The 14,119-nt window shown below is 37.3% G+C and carries 14 protein-coding genes; 6 read left to right on the top strand and 8 right to left on the bottom strand.

What is annotated here, in order from left to right; translation table 11 throughout:
• Positions 1-25: 25 nt before the first annotated feature.
• The gene (locus tag ACUXV0_RS06825) at positions 26-538 is read left to right on the top strand and encodes a phosphoribosyltransferase family protein (RefSeq protein WP_446192328.1); all 513 of its coding nucleotides are present in this window, start codon (positions 26-28) and stop codon (positions 536-538) included.
• On the opposite strand, the gene aroC is transcribed toward ACUXV0_RS06825, so the two are convergent.
• Together aroC and ACUXV0_RS06815 are read right to left on the bottom strand one after the other, a co-directional pair.
• Positions 535-1,611 carry a chorismate synthase gene (aroC, locus tag ACUXV0_RS06820; RefSeq protein WP_446192327.1) on the bottom strand — a complete coding sequence of 359 codons (1,077 nt, stop codon included), beginning with the start codon at positions 1,609-1,611 and terminating at the stop codon, positions 535-537. The two genes, ACUXV0_RS06825 and aroC, sit on opposite strands and share 4 nt — an antisense overlap.
• A gap of 17 nt (positions 1,612-1,628) precedes the next feature.
• Positions 1,629-2,990, bottom strand: coding sequence for a hypothetical protein (locus ACUXV0_RS06815; RefSeq protein ID WP_446192326.1), 1,362 nt, complete (start codon positions 2,988-2,990; stop codon positions 1,629-1,631).
• 61 nt (positions 2,991-3,051) lie between these two features.
• On the opposite strand from ACUXV0_RS06815, the gene ACUXV0_RS06810 reads away from it, so the two are divergent.
• On the top strand, positions 3,052-4,041 hold the full coding sequence (locus tag ACUXV0_RS06810) for an oxidoreductase (RefSeq protein WP_446192325.1): 990 nt from the start codon (positions 3,052-3,054) through the stop codon (positions 4,039-4,041).
• Positions 4,042-4,349: 308 nt separating this feature from the next.
• Here ACUXV0_RS06810 and ACUXV0_RS06805 read toward each other — a convergent pair whose 3' ends face one another.
• The 4 genes from ACUXV0_RS06805 to ACUXV0_RS06790 form a co-directional block, all read right to left on the bottom strand.
• Complete coding sequence (locus tag ACUXV0_RS06805) at positions 4,350-5,462, bottom strand: sensor histidine kinase (RefSeq protein WP_446192324.1); 1,113 nt, start codon at positions 5,460-5,462, stop codon at positions 4,350-4,352.
• A gap of 7 nt (positions 5,463-5,469) precedes the next feature.
• Positions 5,470-6,570 carry a histidine kinase gene (locus ACUXV0_RS06800; protein WP_446192323.1) on the bottom strand — a complete coding sequence of 367 codons (1,101 nt, stop codon included), beginning with the start codon at positions 6,568-6,570 and terminating at the stop codon, positions 5,470-5,472.
• A gap of 160 nt (positions 6,571-6,730) precedes the next feature.
• Positions 6,731-7,480, bottom strand: coding sequence for a LytR/AlgR family response regulator transcription factor (locus ACUXV0_RS06795; protein ID WP_446192322.1), 750 nt, complete (start codon positions 7,478-7,480; stop codon positions 6,731-6,733).
• Between the two features lie 163 nt (positions 7,481-7,643).
• Positions 7,644-8,831 (bottom strand): phosphoglycerate kinase, encoded by a 1,188-nt coding sequence (locus ACUXV0_RS06790; protein WP_446192321.1) that lies wholly within the window; start codon positions 8,829-8,831, stop codon positions 7,644-7,646.
• A 287-nt stretch (positions 8,832-9,118) separates the two neighbouring features.
• Between ACUXV0_RS06790 and rpsF the strand changes: the two genes are divergently transcribed.
• The 3 genes from rpsF (at position 9,119) to rplI (ending at position 10,272) form a co-directional block, all read left to right on the top strand.
• Entirely contained in the window at positions 9,119-9,496 is a 378-nt protein-coding gene (rpsF, locus tag ACUXV0_RS06785; protein ID WP_446192320.1) for a 30S ribosomal protein S6, read from the top strand.
• Between the two features lie 5 nt (positions 9,497-9,501).
• Positions 9,502-9,756 (top strand): 30S ribosomal protein S18, encoded by a 255-nt coding sequence (gene rpsR, locus ACUXV0_RS06780; RefSeq protein ID WP_446192319.1) that lies wholly within the window; start codon positions 9,502-9,504, stop codon positions 9,754-9,756.
• A gap of 63 nt (positions 9,757-9,819) precedes the next feature.
• Positions 9,820-10,272 (top strand): 50S ribosomal protein L9, encoded by a 453-nt coding sequence (gene rplI / locus ACUXV0_RS06775; protein ID WP_446192318.1) that lies wholly within the window; start codon positions 9,820-9,822, stop codon positions 10,270-10,272.
• A gap of 129 nt (positions 10,273-10,401) precedes the next feature.
• Here rplI and ACUXV0_RS06770 read toward each other — a convergent pair whose 3' ends face one another.
• Positions 10,402-10,722 (bottom strand): c-type cytochrome, encoded by a 321-nt coding sequence (locus ACUXV0_RS06770; protein ID WP_446192317.1) that lies wholly within the window; start codon positions 10,720-10,722, stop codon positions 10,402-10,404.
• 234 nt (positions 10,723-10,956) lie between these two features.
• Between ACUXV0_RS06770 and ACUXV0_RS06765 the strand changes: the two genes are divergently transcribed.
• Positions 10,957-13,356 (top strand): endonuclease MutS2, encoded by a 2,400-nt coding sequence (locus ACUXV0_RS06765; RefSeq protein WP_446192316.1) that lies wholly within the window; start codon positions 10,957-10,959, stop codon positions 13,354-13,356.
• Here ACUXV0_RS06765 and ACUXV0_RS06760 read toward each other — a convergent pair.
• Positions 13,348-14,025, bottom strand: coding sequence for a TetR/AcrR family transcriptional regulator (locus tag ACUXV0_RS06760; RefSeq protein ID WP_446192315.1), 678 nt, complete (start codon positions 14,023-14,025; stop codon positions 13,348-13,350). The two genes, ACUXV0_RS06765 and ACUXV0_RS06760, sit on opposite strands and share 9 nt — an antisense overlap.
• Positions 14,026-14,119 lie beyond the last annotated feature (94 nt).

The raw sequence follows: 14,119 nt of genomic DNA, 5'->3' as shown, positions 1-14,119 counted from the left end.
CAACAGGGGTACTACGTATATACTTATGGAGATAAAAGAGACTGAAATATTACTAAGCGGAGATGAAACGTCTCAAAAGATCAGAAGAATTGCTTATCAGATATTTGAAAACAATTTCAAAGAGTCTAAACTTATTATAGCCGGTATAAATGGAGAGGGTTTTGCTCTGGCTGAAGAAATCGTTGGGCATTTGAAAGAGATAACTGACAAAGAAGTTTATATTGCCAAGATTCTCCTTGATAAAAGTGCTCCTGTTCAGCCAGACATTAAAATAGAATGCGAGGTAGACACATTTAAAAACAAAACCGTGGTTTTGGTTGATGATGTGCTCAATACCGGACGTACTTTGGCCTATAGCTTCAGACCTTTCCTTTCAATTCCACTAAAGAGCTTGCAAGTAGCTGTCTTGGTGAATAGAGATTTTCTTCAATTTCCTGTAAAGGCAGATTACATTGGTTATGGTTTATCCACCACCTTAAATGATCATGTAAAAGTGGTACTCTCTGATAAAAAGGAGAAAGGAGTATATTTGTTTTAGGCTTCCACTTTCCTTCTTAAATAGAAATCTACCAATACAAGGGCAGTCATAGCTTCTACAATGGGTACAGCTCTTGGAAGCACACAAGGGTCATGACGGCCTTTACCTGAAACGGTTATTGCATTTCCTTCTTTGTCGACACTATCTTGATCGATCATGATAGTTGCTGTGGGCTTGAAAGCTACTCTAAAATAAATGTCCTCTCCACTGCTTATGCCACCTAAAATTCCACCGGCATGATTAGTCTTTGTTCTCACTTGACCATTATCGTCAGTGTAGAATTCGTCATTATGCTGAGAACCATACAGAGATGTTCCTTCAAAACCGCTACCGTAGTCAAATCCTTTAACAGCATTGATACTCAGCATTGCCTTGCCTAGTTCTGCATGCAATTTATCGAATACTGGCTCTCCCCAGCCGGCAGGAACACCTTTGGCCACACACTTAATGACTCCACCTATAGAGTCACCCTTTTTACGTGTTTCATCTATGTAGTCAAACATTTGCTGAGCAATTTCATCATCGGGGCAGCGGGCGGCATTCGAGTAGGTTTTTGAAAGATCAAGCTCTTTATATGATTTCTCTAGGGCTAATTTCCCTACCTGGCTAACGTAGGCGTTAATTTCTACTCCCAACGACTTTAAGATTTGCTGAGCAATAGCCCCTGCCGCTACTCGTGCAGCGGTTTCTCTGGCAGAGCTTCTTCCGCCACCTCGGTAATCCCTATTGCCATATTTCTCAAAATAAGTGTAGTCGGCATGAGAAGGTCTGAAACTATCGGCTATATGACTGTAGTCCTTACTTCTCTGATCTTCATTAAATATAACCAGAGCAATGGGCGTTCCAGTGGTCTTTCCTTCAAACACACCTGATAAAACCTGAAATCCATCAGCTTCTTTTCTTTGAGTGGTTATTCTGGATTGTCCTGGTTTTCTACGGTCAAGCTGCTCTTGAATAAAAGCCTCATCAAATTCCACATTTGCCGGGCAGCCATCTATCACTACCCCTATTGCTTTACCATGTGATTCGCCGAAAGTGGATATATTAAAAATCTTACCGTAGGTACTTCCCATTGGTGTTATCTTCTATTTTAATTTTTTCGAAATTCAAAAATAAAGAGCATTCCTACCAACATCAAAAAAAGCAGGACGTTAGCGATGTTTTTTACAATATTTCTCCAATTGACAGTGCTTTCCCAAACCTCTTTTTCTTCAATCTTCTCGTAGATACTTCCTTCTGTCTCTGATGAGGTGATGATAGTGGGGCCTTGGACGGTCAACGCTCCACTAGGTTTAAGCGTATCAAAGTCATTTTTTAGGGTATTGAAATAGATCCATTCAAAGTAATCCTGCATTTTGTAGGTGCCAGAATCTTTTGGGAAGATTTTAAAAGTAAAATTCTTTATCCCGGCTTCTAAACCTTCGGTTTGTTTGACAGTCGTTGATGGAGGGTAAAAGTCGAAATGCTCATCATTTATAGGTTTGTCAAAAGTCAGAGACTTCATGTTTCCAGTCCCTTTTATTGCAAGATTATAATTCAATATTCTACCTGTTCTGGAAGAAGAAGGTAATGGGCTACTCTCAATTGTAAAATTACCTACAGCAAGTTTTAGCTTACTAGGGTGCTCAGGTAGAGCTTCTACGTTTACGCTGAATGGTTTTGAATAAAATGCAGTTTTTTCAATTGACGAAGAATCTCCTTCGCCCACTCTTTTGTCCATAATCAACTGTACAGATGGTAGTAAGATCTCCTGATCTGAAAGTGGATATACAATGGCCTCGTAAAGTTTATATCTGATAAAGTTCTGGTTATTAATTTTTGCATTCTCAGGTTTGATATCCTTGATTTCTCTCTTACTCACTACTGAGTTCTTTGGTGAGAGCAATTGACTTATCCTGTTTACTTGAGTTGTCAGATTATTGGGGAATTCCCATCCCTCGGTATTGTTTTCTGAAACGTAAAATGCAAAGTGAACCTTAAAGCTTTCACCAACATGGATATCTTTTTTATTTACAAAGAGAAACACCAAGGATGAGTTTTCAGAGCTTAGGCTATCACTCATGATAGTATTTTCGTCTTCACTTTCATTATCGGTAATCTCAAGAACCAATGCGGGTATTTCTAAAGAAGCCGAGTTCACAAGAATCTCACTATTTGATAGTGAAAACTTTCCTGGCTTTATAGCTACATATTTTTGTCTTACAGTATGTTGGAGGTGCCTTTTTCCTTCGATCGTAACATTTGAATGTGAGACTGAGCGGCTTTCCCTTCTTAAGCCTTCAATTTGAGGGAATTGCGAAACCTCACTTTTTGGGGAATCTCTTATGATTACAGAAATGAAATATTCATCTCCTACAAGGAGGGTTTCTGAGGGGGCATTTATTTCAACTACCTGTTCTTGACCCATGATATATCCGGGAACAAATATTAGCAGAATGTAGAAAAGCCTCATTTGGCAAAATTAGCGAAAGCCTGTTAAAACCATTAATTTCGATTATCCTAACTTTATAAGTATGACGAAATATATTTTTCTACTATTGGTGAATTTCTCCGCCTTTGCCCAATGGGAAATGATTGATTTAGGCACAAAGTCCTCATTCAGATCTATGGATGTATTAAACAAAAAAGTGATTTGGGCTGGAGGCTCTTCAAATATTGTATTGAGGTCAATAAATGGCGGGAACAACTGGAATGAGTTTAAGGTAGGCCAGAATCCAGGTTTAGATTTTAGAGGGATAAAAGGCCTATCAAAAAAGATTGCCATAGCAGTAAGTGCGGGTCTAGGTCAGGACGGGGATGCCATGATATTCAGAACAGAGGATGGCGGAAAGTCTTGGCAAAAGGTTTTTGAAACAAATGAGAAAGGTGCCTTTTTGGATGGTATTTGTTTTCTAGATAAAAGTCATGGTTTTGTTTTTGGTGATGCTTTGGGGAATGATCCCTATTTATTAGAAACAAAAAACGGCGGTAAAGAATGGAAAAGAGTGGATCCTATTAACCTACCAAAAGTGAAAACGGGTTCTGCATCTTTTGCAGCTAGTAATAGCGGCATGGTAACCAACGGTACTAAAATTTGGTATGCCTTCCAGTCTCAATTATTGATTTCTGAAAACTCAGGTCAAAACTGGTATTTGGTAGATAGCGGTTTTCCATCGGGAGAAAGTAATGGGATCTTTGGCTTACACTTCTTGAATGATGAGAGGGGTTTTATTTTGGGTGGAGACTACTTAACAGATAAAGTAGAGCAAGTGAATATGGCAATGACTCTTGACGGTGGTGAAAGATGGCAAAATGGTAAGATTGATCCTCCAGGATTAAAAGAGTCTGCGGCTTCATATAAGAATTCCATTATTGTAACGGGTACCTCTGGCACATCCATTTCTGATAATTTAGGCTATTCTTGGAAAACCATAGATCTTACTCCATTCCATGTTGTACGTTGTGCTGGTAAGAACTGCTTCGCAATAGGTGCAGAGGGGAGATTCGGTAAAATGGAGCTTTAACAAATTACTAGTACTGACAAACTTGCTTATTCAAAGTTAGATCTAAATATAAGTTGAAGTGATTGCTAATCAGTAAACTAAAAGTTTTTTAAACAGAAATGGCCTTTAATAGAAGGCCATTTAAATGTGAATTGTGTGGATAAAGCAGCGTTTTAGTAATTGTGAATTTGTTATAGCGTAAAAGTTGTATATGTGTGTGTTGACTTTTTAAAAGTAATAAACACCTTATTTCTGAATTGTTTTTTTGCGACCAATGGATTGCTTTTAGCGATAAACGGAATTTTACCTGAGCTTATGGCTTTTCAAGTTTAAACTGGGTCGAGTGTTAGCTCAAGGTTTACACTGTAGATATTATCCTGATTTAGAATAGTGAGTTTGTGTTTCTTTGGGTAGTAATAAGATAGCCTTTTTTGAGTGTTTTTTAAGCCAATACCATTGGTATTTTGAGCCTTGTTAGGACTATGATTGCTGTTTCTGCAGCAAAAAAATAATTTGTTTTCCGCTACTCTTAGTTCAACTTCTACCCAAGAGGTATTGTTCGTTATATTTAATCCATGCTTTACGGCATTCTCCACAAATGTGATTAAGACCAATGGAATAATCTTCAATGAATCAAAATCACCGTCAGCTTTAAAGGAGATAGTTTTTTTCTCGTTAAGTCTGAGTCTGGCTAAATCAATATACTCTGTTAGAAATTGAATTTCGCTTGATAATAGGACAAAGTCTTTATTGATTTCTTGTGTAGAATAGGAGAACAGGTTTGAGAGCTTGTTTACACTATTAAGAACTTCAGGCTGATTAGAAACTTCACTTTTAAGTGTCTCAAGGCTCGCGAATATTAGGTCAGGGTTTAGTTGAGATTTGATATTATTTAATTCTAATTCGATTTTTCTGTTTGTCAGGTTTCTAAAAGTTTCCTGCCGCAGCCAGTATTTATAGAAAATTATAATTGTAAAAGGAAGTAAAGCAGTGTAAAAACCGTGATCTAATGCATTTGCAAAGTATGCCTTGAAGTTGAAAACCTTTGTTGGTTTCAGCTGTTCGAGATATCTGTCAAAATATGTCGATTCAGGATAAATAGCCTTTCCTAAAAGTATTGAAGGATAGTAGAAAAAGTTAAGTAAGAAAAGCCATATTATGAAAAGGGCTAATGTGCTTATTTCGTGCTTTTTATTTTGGCGAACAAAGAAGTAATAAAAAAGAATATTCGTTAAGTATATGCAGGTATAAAGAAAAAGAGAACCCTTTCGAAGTGACAAACCAGGAGTTAATTGGCCATTAAATATGAGACCCAGCTCAAGTAGTAAAACCCAAAAAAGTAGATGTAAAGCAACTTTTTTTTCTAGTGATTCAGACGCATTTTTTTTGTAAAATGTGAAGATCTGAGTTATTAGATTTAAATAAGGATTTACTTCAGACATATGGCTTCTATTTATCTGGTAGATTAATAATACCAGAAAAGTTGAAGGATATCACTTTCTGACTAATTTCAATTTCTGTAGAGATATGATTGCAAATATTTAGGCCTATCAGCCTTTTCTCTAACTGCTCCCTTAATTCATAAAACTGATCTATTACAGGCGGAACGATTAAAGCCAAGTTTATTACAAGCTTTACTTCTTCGGAACCAATAAAAATACTCCTTTTACTTTCGTTTAATTCGGAGCTATGAAAAACCATAAGAACATCAAGGCAGTTTAGGATAGTATGTGGTCTTATATTAATCTCTTCTGATACCTCACCATAAATCTTTATGCTTTGTTCTCTTTTAAAAATAGAGTCAAGTAGGAAAGAGTAGTTTTTGACTGCATTTAACTCTTCTGTAAGAGGTATAAAGGAGTGTGTGGGCTTATAAAGTTTGTATCGGATGAAGTTTGAAAGTGATAATAGAATATCTGTGGCAATCTTATTTTTTAGGGTCTTACCATAGATATTATTTATTGTATTGAAGAGGAAATGAGGGTGAATTTGTGATTGTAGAAATGATAGTTCAAGTCTAAGATTGGTCTCAGACTGTTTTGAGTTCAATTCTTTGAAAAGAAACTCCGAAAATAGAAATCTAATAATGAAAGGGAAAAACAGAACACTTGCATTGTAATAAAAAGCAAATGGATAAGCCATTGGTTTTGTTATCAATAATTTTAAGTCTTTCTCTTCAAGTATTTTTCTCCAAATAGAAATATATTGTGATGATGGAATCAAGCTGTCTGTTATGTTGAGAAACAATTGAGTAGTTACTACATAGACAGGTAATAAAACGATTAATAGACTAAGGATAAAGTACCATCTTTTACTTACAAGGTTAATTAAAGAGTATACTGTGTAATTAAATATTACTATTAAGCTGTAATATAACCATTCAGCCCATCCAACTTTTGGAAACATTGAATAGTTGATTAGCCAGCCTGCTATGAATGTGAGAAGTAAAACAATAACCTCTAATGCGAATTTCCCAGAGTTTTTTTCGTAATTATTGACAAACCACTCAACAACATTGTCTTTTTTTAAAATGTCGGGAGAAAAATTCATTGATGGTTTTCTTTAAACTCAATAATCGTATTCAAAACTCGAGATATAAAGGCGTTTATATTCATTATATCAATGTCACTGTTTATCCAAACCTCATTTTTATGAATTAGGTACCAATCAAATATTCTCTCCCTATTGAAAATAGATTGATTCATAATCATTATGAATTGATAGTTAGCTTCTTGAGGGATTTAATTACTGGGTTACGGTACGTTTTCCCAATGGGAATTTCTATTTCTTTTTTCAAGACTATTATGTGATTTTTAATAGTATCTATTTCTGAAATATTTACAATTGATGATCTTCTTACTCTTAAGAACTCTTCAGAAGGTAATTCGTTTTCCATGGCCGAAAGGGTCGATCTTGCGACAATAACATTCTGACCTTTTCCCACTCTGTATATCTTGACATAATCACCAAAACTTTCGATGTGAGATATTTCATCAGTTCTTAATCGAATGTTTTCCTTGTCTGCTCGTATAAAAATATCGCTGGCTCTGTTAGAGTTCTTATCATCATCCGAGTTTTTGATATACTGTAATCTCTTCTTAACCTTTTTCAGAGCATTCTTAAAGTCGTCGTATGGGATGGGCTTTAGTAGATAGTCTATGACCTCAAATTCGTAACCTTTAATAGCATGCTCTACATGGGCCGATGTAATGATCACCAGTGGCTTTTTATCACCCAGAATCTTAAGTAGGTCAAATCCTGATATTTCAGGCATATTGACATCTAAAAATAAAAGGTCGGGCTTTAACTGTGCTAATTCAGAAAGAGCGAAGACAGGGTCAGTGGAACTGCCTAAAAGTTTTAGATTTTTTGACTGGTGGACAAAACTTTCTATAATTTCTACAGCGATAGGTTCATCGTCTAACACGTAGACGGTTATCGCGTTTAATTCTGACGTCATTTATATTGGGTTGAGACCTGCTAATAAATAGGATTGAAATTGAATTAGGAATTTTGAGAGCCAAAATCTTATAAAATTATTTTGTATCGATTTCGGCAGACTCCATAAAGCAAAAAAGCCGTCAGACTTTCATCTGACGGCTTACATATTTTCTTAAACTGTATTATGACAATGCAGCCACTCCCGGAAGAGTCTTGCCTTCCATATACTCAAGTAAGGCACCACCTCCTGTTGAGACATACGATACTCTATCGCCCATCCCTGCATTATTGATGGCAGAGGCAGAGTCGCCACCTCCAATCAAAGAGAAGGCATTATTTTCCTCAGTAGCTTGAACTACAGCCTCAGCAATTGCATTGGTACCTTTAGCAAAAGTTGGAAATTCAAACACCCCCATAGGGCCATTCCAAAGAACTGTTTTAGACTTCCTTACTGTTTCTGCGAATAATTCGGCGGTTTCAGGTCCAATATCAAGGCCTTCCCAGTCTGCCGGTATCTGTCCTCTCTTGACAACTTGTGTTTTGGCATCATTGCTAAAACTGTCAGCAATTAACGTGTCGAGCGGCATTACTATGTTTACTCCTTTCTCTTTTGCTTTTTTCAGAATCTCAAGAGCAAGATCTTGCTTATCTGCTTCTAATAGCGAGTTGCCAATTTCACCTCCCAATGCTTTTGTGAAAGTGTAGGTCATTCCGCCACCGATAATCAAGTTGTCAACTTTATCTAAAAGCTTTTCTATGATTAAAATCTTATCTGAAATTTTCGCTCCACCCATAATAGCGGTGAAAGGTCTCTCAGCGTTTTCTAATACCTTTTGAGCATTATCAATTTCTGCCTGCATTACCTTTCCGCAAACTTTATCGGTAAAGAATTTACCTACAATAGCCGTAGAAGCATGAGCTCTGTGAGCTGTGCCAAAGGCATCGTTTACCCATAGATCACCGAGTTTTGAAAGCTTCTCAGCAAAGGCTTCATCACCTTTTGTTTCTTCTTTGTAGAATCTCAAATTCTCTAATAAAAGAACCTCACCAGATTTTAGGGCAGACGCTTTTTCTGACGCCTCTTCACCGATGCAGTCATCAGCAAACTTTACATTTACTCCTAATTTCAATGATAGAGCCGGTACCAAATGCTTTAGGGAGAACTTCTCCGTAGGGCCATCTTTTGGTCTACCAAGGTGAGACATTAATATACATGCACCTCCATCAGATAATATTTTCTGAATGGTAGGAATAGTTGCTTTAATTCTGGTATCATCAGTGATTTCAAACTGATCGTTTAGAGGAACATTGAAATCCACACGTACCAGGGCTTTTTTGCCAGAAAAATCGTAATTATCTATTGTGATCATACTATGCGTTTAGGCCAGTGAGTTTTGCTGTTTATGCCCTAGAACAAGGCGAAACAAATCTAAGAGTTCGATTGAAATTAGTTAAATGTTGTTCCCATTTATTCGGTATAGAAAGAGATTCTATTTGATTAGTGCAATTTATTGTTTTGAAAATTCTACCTAATGCCAAACAATCCCGAATTTAATTTTGTGGCACAATACATTGTGAATGAGGATATTGTTTTGTGTGGACTTTTTCGTACTTTTGCACCTCATTTTTGAAAAATATATTAATTAAATCAATTATCATGTTTCAAAACCAGTACGAGACAGTGTTCATTTTAACTCCCGTTTTGTCTGAAGCCCAGATGAAGGACGCTGTTGAAAAATTCAAAAGTGTGCTGACTGATAATGGTGCTGAGCTAGTAAATGAAGAACATTGGGGTCTTCGTAAATTGGCATATCCCATCCAGCATAAATCAACGGGCTACTATCAGCTGTTCGAGTTTAAAGCCGAACCAACCCTGATTGCTACTCTAGAGACAGAGTACAAGCGTGACGAACGCATCATGCGTTTTCTAACCACCAAGTTAGATAAGTTTGGAATCGATTACGCCAACAGAAGAAAGAATGGCAAGATCGGTAAGAAAAATCAAGATGCACCTAAAGAATCTCAAAACGCTTAAGAATTATGTCATTAGTAAACGAAAGAGTAGAGCGTAAAGACAGAACGCAAAAGAAATATTGTCGCTTTCAGAAAGCAGGCATTAAGTATGTAGACTATAAGGATCCTAACTTCCTTTTGAAGTTCCTTAATGAGCAAGGTAAAATTCTTCCTAGAAGATTAACCGGTAACTCTTTGAAATACCAAAGAAAAGTAAGTACTGCTATCAAGAGAGCACGTCACTTGGCATTATTGCCTTACGTAGCTGATGGCCTTAAATAAAAAGTCAAGCGGGTTTCAGAGATGAAGCCTTTCGCATTCACAAATTAATCTGGAATTAAGAAAATGGAAATTATATTAAAAACGGATATTGCGGGTCTTGGCTATAAGAACGATGTTCTTGACGTTAAGCCAGGGTACGGCCGTAATTACCTTATCCCTCAGGGATTTGCTGTTTTGGCTACAGAGTCTAACAAAAAGGTTCTGGCTGAAAACTTAAAGCAAGCTGCTCACAAAGCAGAGAAAATTCAAACAGAAGCTGAAGAATTGGCAGCGGCTATCGGTAACACTGTGGTAGAAATCACAATGAAAGCTGGTGAGTCTGGTAAGATCTTCGGAAGAGTTACCAATACTCAGGTTTCTGACATTCTAGGCGAAAAAGGTTTCGCTGTAGATCGTAAGAAAATTGCTTTAGGTGACATTAAGAATGTGGGTGAGTATACCGCAGTTCTTGATCTTCACAAAGAAGTAAAGCATGAAGTTAAAGTAAACGTCGTTGCTGAGGCAAAAGCCGAGTAATTATTAAGCGTTTCACCAATATGATGAAGGCGAGTCCACTGGGCTCGCCTTTTTTTGTTTGGTCTGAATGTTGGGCATGAAAAAAGCCGGAAGAGTAACTTCCGGCCTATAATTTCTAAATAGAATATCTTACTTAAGAGAAGCGATCCATTTCGCGATAATTAACGCTTCGTTTTTTGGCACTTGAGCCATCGGAGCCATTGGAGGGTAGCCAGGCCAGTTTTTAGGATTTGGCTTGTAAATTAACTCAACAATCTGCTCAGGCTTATATTTCTTTTTCTTCATGACTTCCTTATATGCTGGCCCTACTAACTTCTTGTCAGGATTATGGCAAGCCAGACAGGTATTCTTTTGAAGTAAACGCTGTACGTTTGGCGGAATACGAGTTTGGGCATGAGAAAGAGACGAGATGCCTCCAAGAAATAAAAGTGTTATGAGTACCTTTTTCATTGTTTTTCTATAGGTTTTTAAATGTGCTGCAAATATGTGTATAAAAAGGTGTAAACCTTAATTTTTAATTGGCTTTTGGTCAAATTTACTACACGTTAGACGCTCAAAAGCACTTAACGGTTGTTAATAGGCTGTTAAGAAACCAAAACCAATCAGATTTGCTTAGTATTCTAGGTCATAAAGTCGTCATGGAGGTGATTTTAACTAATTTTACGACCGAACCAAGAATAAAGAATGCTGTACCCGAATAATATTGAGAAGAAGTTAGGTTTTGATACCATCAGGGCTTTTGTGAAAGAAAGGTGTGTGAGCCTGTTAGGTCAGGCTTTTGTAGATAAAATTAGATTCTCGGATAATTATGAATTGGTTAAAAAGCTAATCGGGCAAACAGCCGAGTTTAAATTAATACTCCAGATACATAGCTCATTTCCAGAGCAAAATTACATAGACCTTTCAGAAGAGCTCCAGAGCATCGTTAAAGAGGGGACTTACCTTGCAGAGGAGGTGTTTTTTGATCTCAAATTGTCATTAAACACTATTGTTCAAATTCAGGATTTTTTTGATGGCAAGGAAGAGCGATATCCGCTTTTAGTGGACATGGTTAAGCAAACCGTTGCTGAGGATCTTGATCTGTATGATATTCTCTCTCAAATAGAGGGGGTAATAGATGAGCGAGGTCAGGTTCGAGATAATGCGTCCAGAGATTTATATGATTTAAGAAGAAAGATAGTTGCAGAGCAAAATGCAGTTCGCAAAACTCTGGAAAGGATTTACAAAAACGCCAGAAATTCTGGGTGGATAGGAGAGGAGATGACTCTTACCGTCCGAAATGGTAGGCTGGTGATTCCGCTGTTAGCAGAGCATAAGAGAAAGATGAAAGGCATTGTGCATGATGAATCGAGCACAGGTCAGATGGCTTTCGTAGAGCCTGCTGATGTTTTAGAAGCGAATAACGAAATAAGGGATTTGGAGATTAAAGAACGGAGAGAAGTTATCCGAATTCTCAAAGCCCTTACAGCCGAAATCAGACCTAATCTTCCTGAGATAAAAAAAGCCTATTTTTTGTTGGGTCTGGTTGATTTTATAAGAGCTAAAGCCAGGCTGGCTATTGATTTGGATGCAACAGCCCCACTTTTGGTCAATGAAAAAATAATAGAGTGGAGTAGAGCCAAACATCCAATTCTATTTCTGGCACATCAAAAGCTGGGAAAAGAAACTGTCCCGCTTAATGTAGAGCTAAACGATAAAAACCGAATTCTGATTGTTTCTGGGCCTAATGCCGGTGGTAAGTCGGTTATGCTTAAGACTATTGGCTTAAATCAATATATGGCTCAGTGTGGCTTTTTGGTTTCAATGTCTCCTGATTCTAAATTAGGAATGTTTGGGCACTTATTTATTGATATTGGTGACGAACAAAGCATAGAAAACGACTTAAGTACCTACAGTTCTCACCTGACAAATATGAACTTCTTTCTGAGTCATATGAATAAGCGTACCCTATTTCTTATTGATGAGTTTGGTACTGGTACAGAGCCGAACCTTGGAGGTGCTATTGCTGAGGCTTTGTTAGAAAATTTTGTAAAGTCAAAGGCAAAAGGTGTGATCAATACACACTATACAAATCTTAAGATTTTTGCGGATAAGAATGAAGGGCTCATCAATGGTGCCATGAAGTTTAATGCAGAGCAATTGGAACCTTTGTATGAACTTGAACTTGGGAAGCCTGGTAGTTCTTTTGCCATCGAGGTGGCAGGCAAAATCGGTTTGCCTTCATATATCACAAAAAGGGCTCAAAAGAAGCTTGGTACGCAGCAGGTAGATTTTGAGAAAATGCTCAAAGAACTGGAAATTGAGAAGAAGGTTTATGCCGATAAGAATGCTCAGTTTAATGAACAAAATCAGCTTTTAAAGAAGAAGTTAGATCAATATAACGGCCTCAAAGAGTTCCTTGATAATGAGCAAAAGCGTATTCTTAACGATGCTAAAAAAGAAGCAAAGAGATTGCTGGATGAAAGCAATAAGAAAATAGAAAACGCTATACGGGCGATCAAAGAAAGCGGTGCTGAAAAAGAAAAGACAAAAGAAATTAGAGAGGAGCTCGCCACTTTCGAAAAGGAAATAAAGCCAGAGAAGATTGAGGAAAAACCTAAATGGAAGAAAGAGGAAGGAGTAATAGAGGTTGGTTCTTTTGTTAAAGTAAAAGGGCAAGAGACGATAGGCGAGGTACTTTCATTAAAAGGCAAGGATGCGGAAGTGGCTATTGGTCAGCTAAAGACCAAAATAAAACTCAATAGGCTAGAGAAAGTAAGTAGAAAGGCATTTAAGGCTGCTACCAAGGAAAGTCCCACCAAAAAGCTGGGAGGCTTAGACATGACTGAGAAAATGTCAAATTTCAATTTCAACCTTGATATCAGAGGGAAGAGAGTGGAAGAGGCCATGAGTGAATTAGATAATCTGATGGATGATGCCATCATGTTGGGGCACTCTGAAGTAAGAGTAGTACATGGTAAAGGAGATGGAATTTTAAGGAACCTTGTAAGGACTCACCTTAAGACGTATAAGCAAGTCAGTAAATTAAATGACGAACATGCAGACCGCGGAGGTCATGGCGTTACCATCGTAAAATTAAGCTGACTTTAGTGAAGAGAAGATCAGGCTTTCCAGGAAAGCTTCTACCTCTTTCGGGTCTTTCTTATCTGAGAAATCACAAAGATTAGGCAGGTGATTCATAAAGTAAAATTGGCAATGGCTCAGTTCTACGATTGAGCTGGCCAGTGTTCTGGAATACTCGTAGTTGGGATTATATTCCTTAAATATAGACGCAATTAACACGCAAAGGTCCTTGTAAGGTTTGTAGAACATTTCTTTGTTATGTTCATCAACGTCTTTTGAAAGGTATGTCTTACTGCTTTCAGCCACCGCAATGTGATAAAGGGCCTTTTGGTCAAGATCCAGATAGTCTTGACTGTCATTATCTTCCCAGACCAATAAGTCAACAATTCTTTCGATTTTCTGTTTCGGGCTACTGATATTATTGATCTGAAAATGAACCTGAAACTGGATGAAAGCCCAATAAAGGTCCATTAAATAGATAAGTAATTTGTGTTTATTCTCGAAGTACCTGTAGATCGTAGCTTCAGTAGATTTGATTTTTATGGCCAGCTTCCTGAACGTAAATTGTTCATAGCCGTGTTCTGCAATGAGGGGAATCGAATTTTTAATAATTCGTCTTCCTATTTCGCTATTGTCCGGGTCTTTGAGGTACAAACCCGGGTTCATCTTAATCTGGAAACCTAATTGCATAGTATATTAGAATAAGCAACAAAGGTAAAGTAATTTAATTAATTGTGAAATAAATGTAAATACATTTGATAGTATTACTATCATTTATGATTGT

It is taken from the genome of Jiulongibacter sp. NS-SX5 (genome assembly GCF_052828545.1).
The sequence above is the reverse complement of the archived record's forward strand: the minus strand, read 5'-3'. Positions and strand labels throughout refer to the sequence as shown.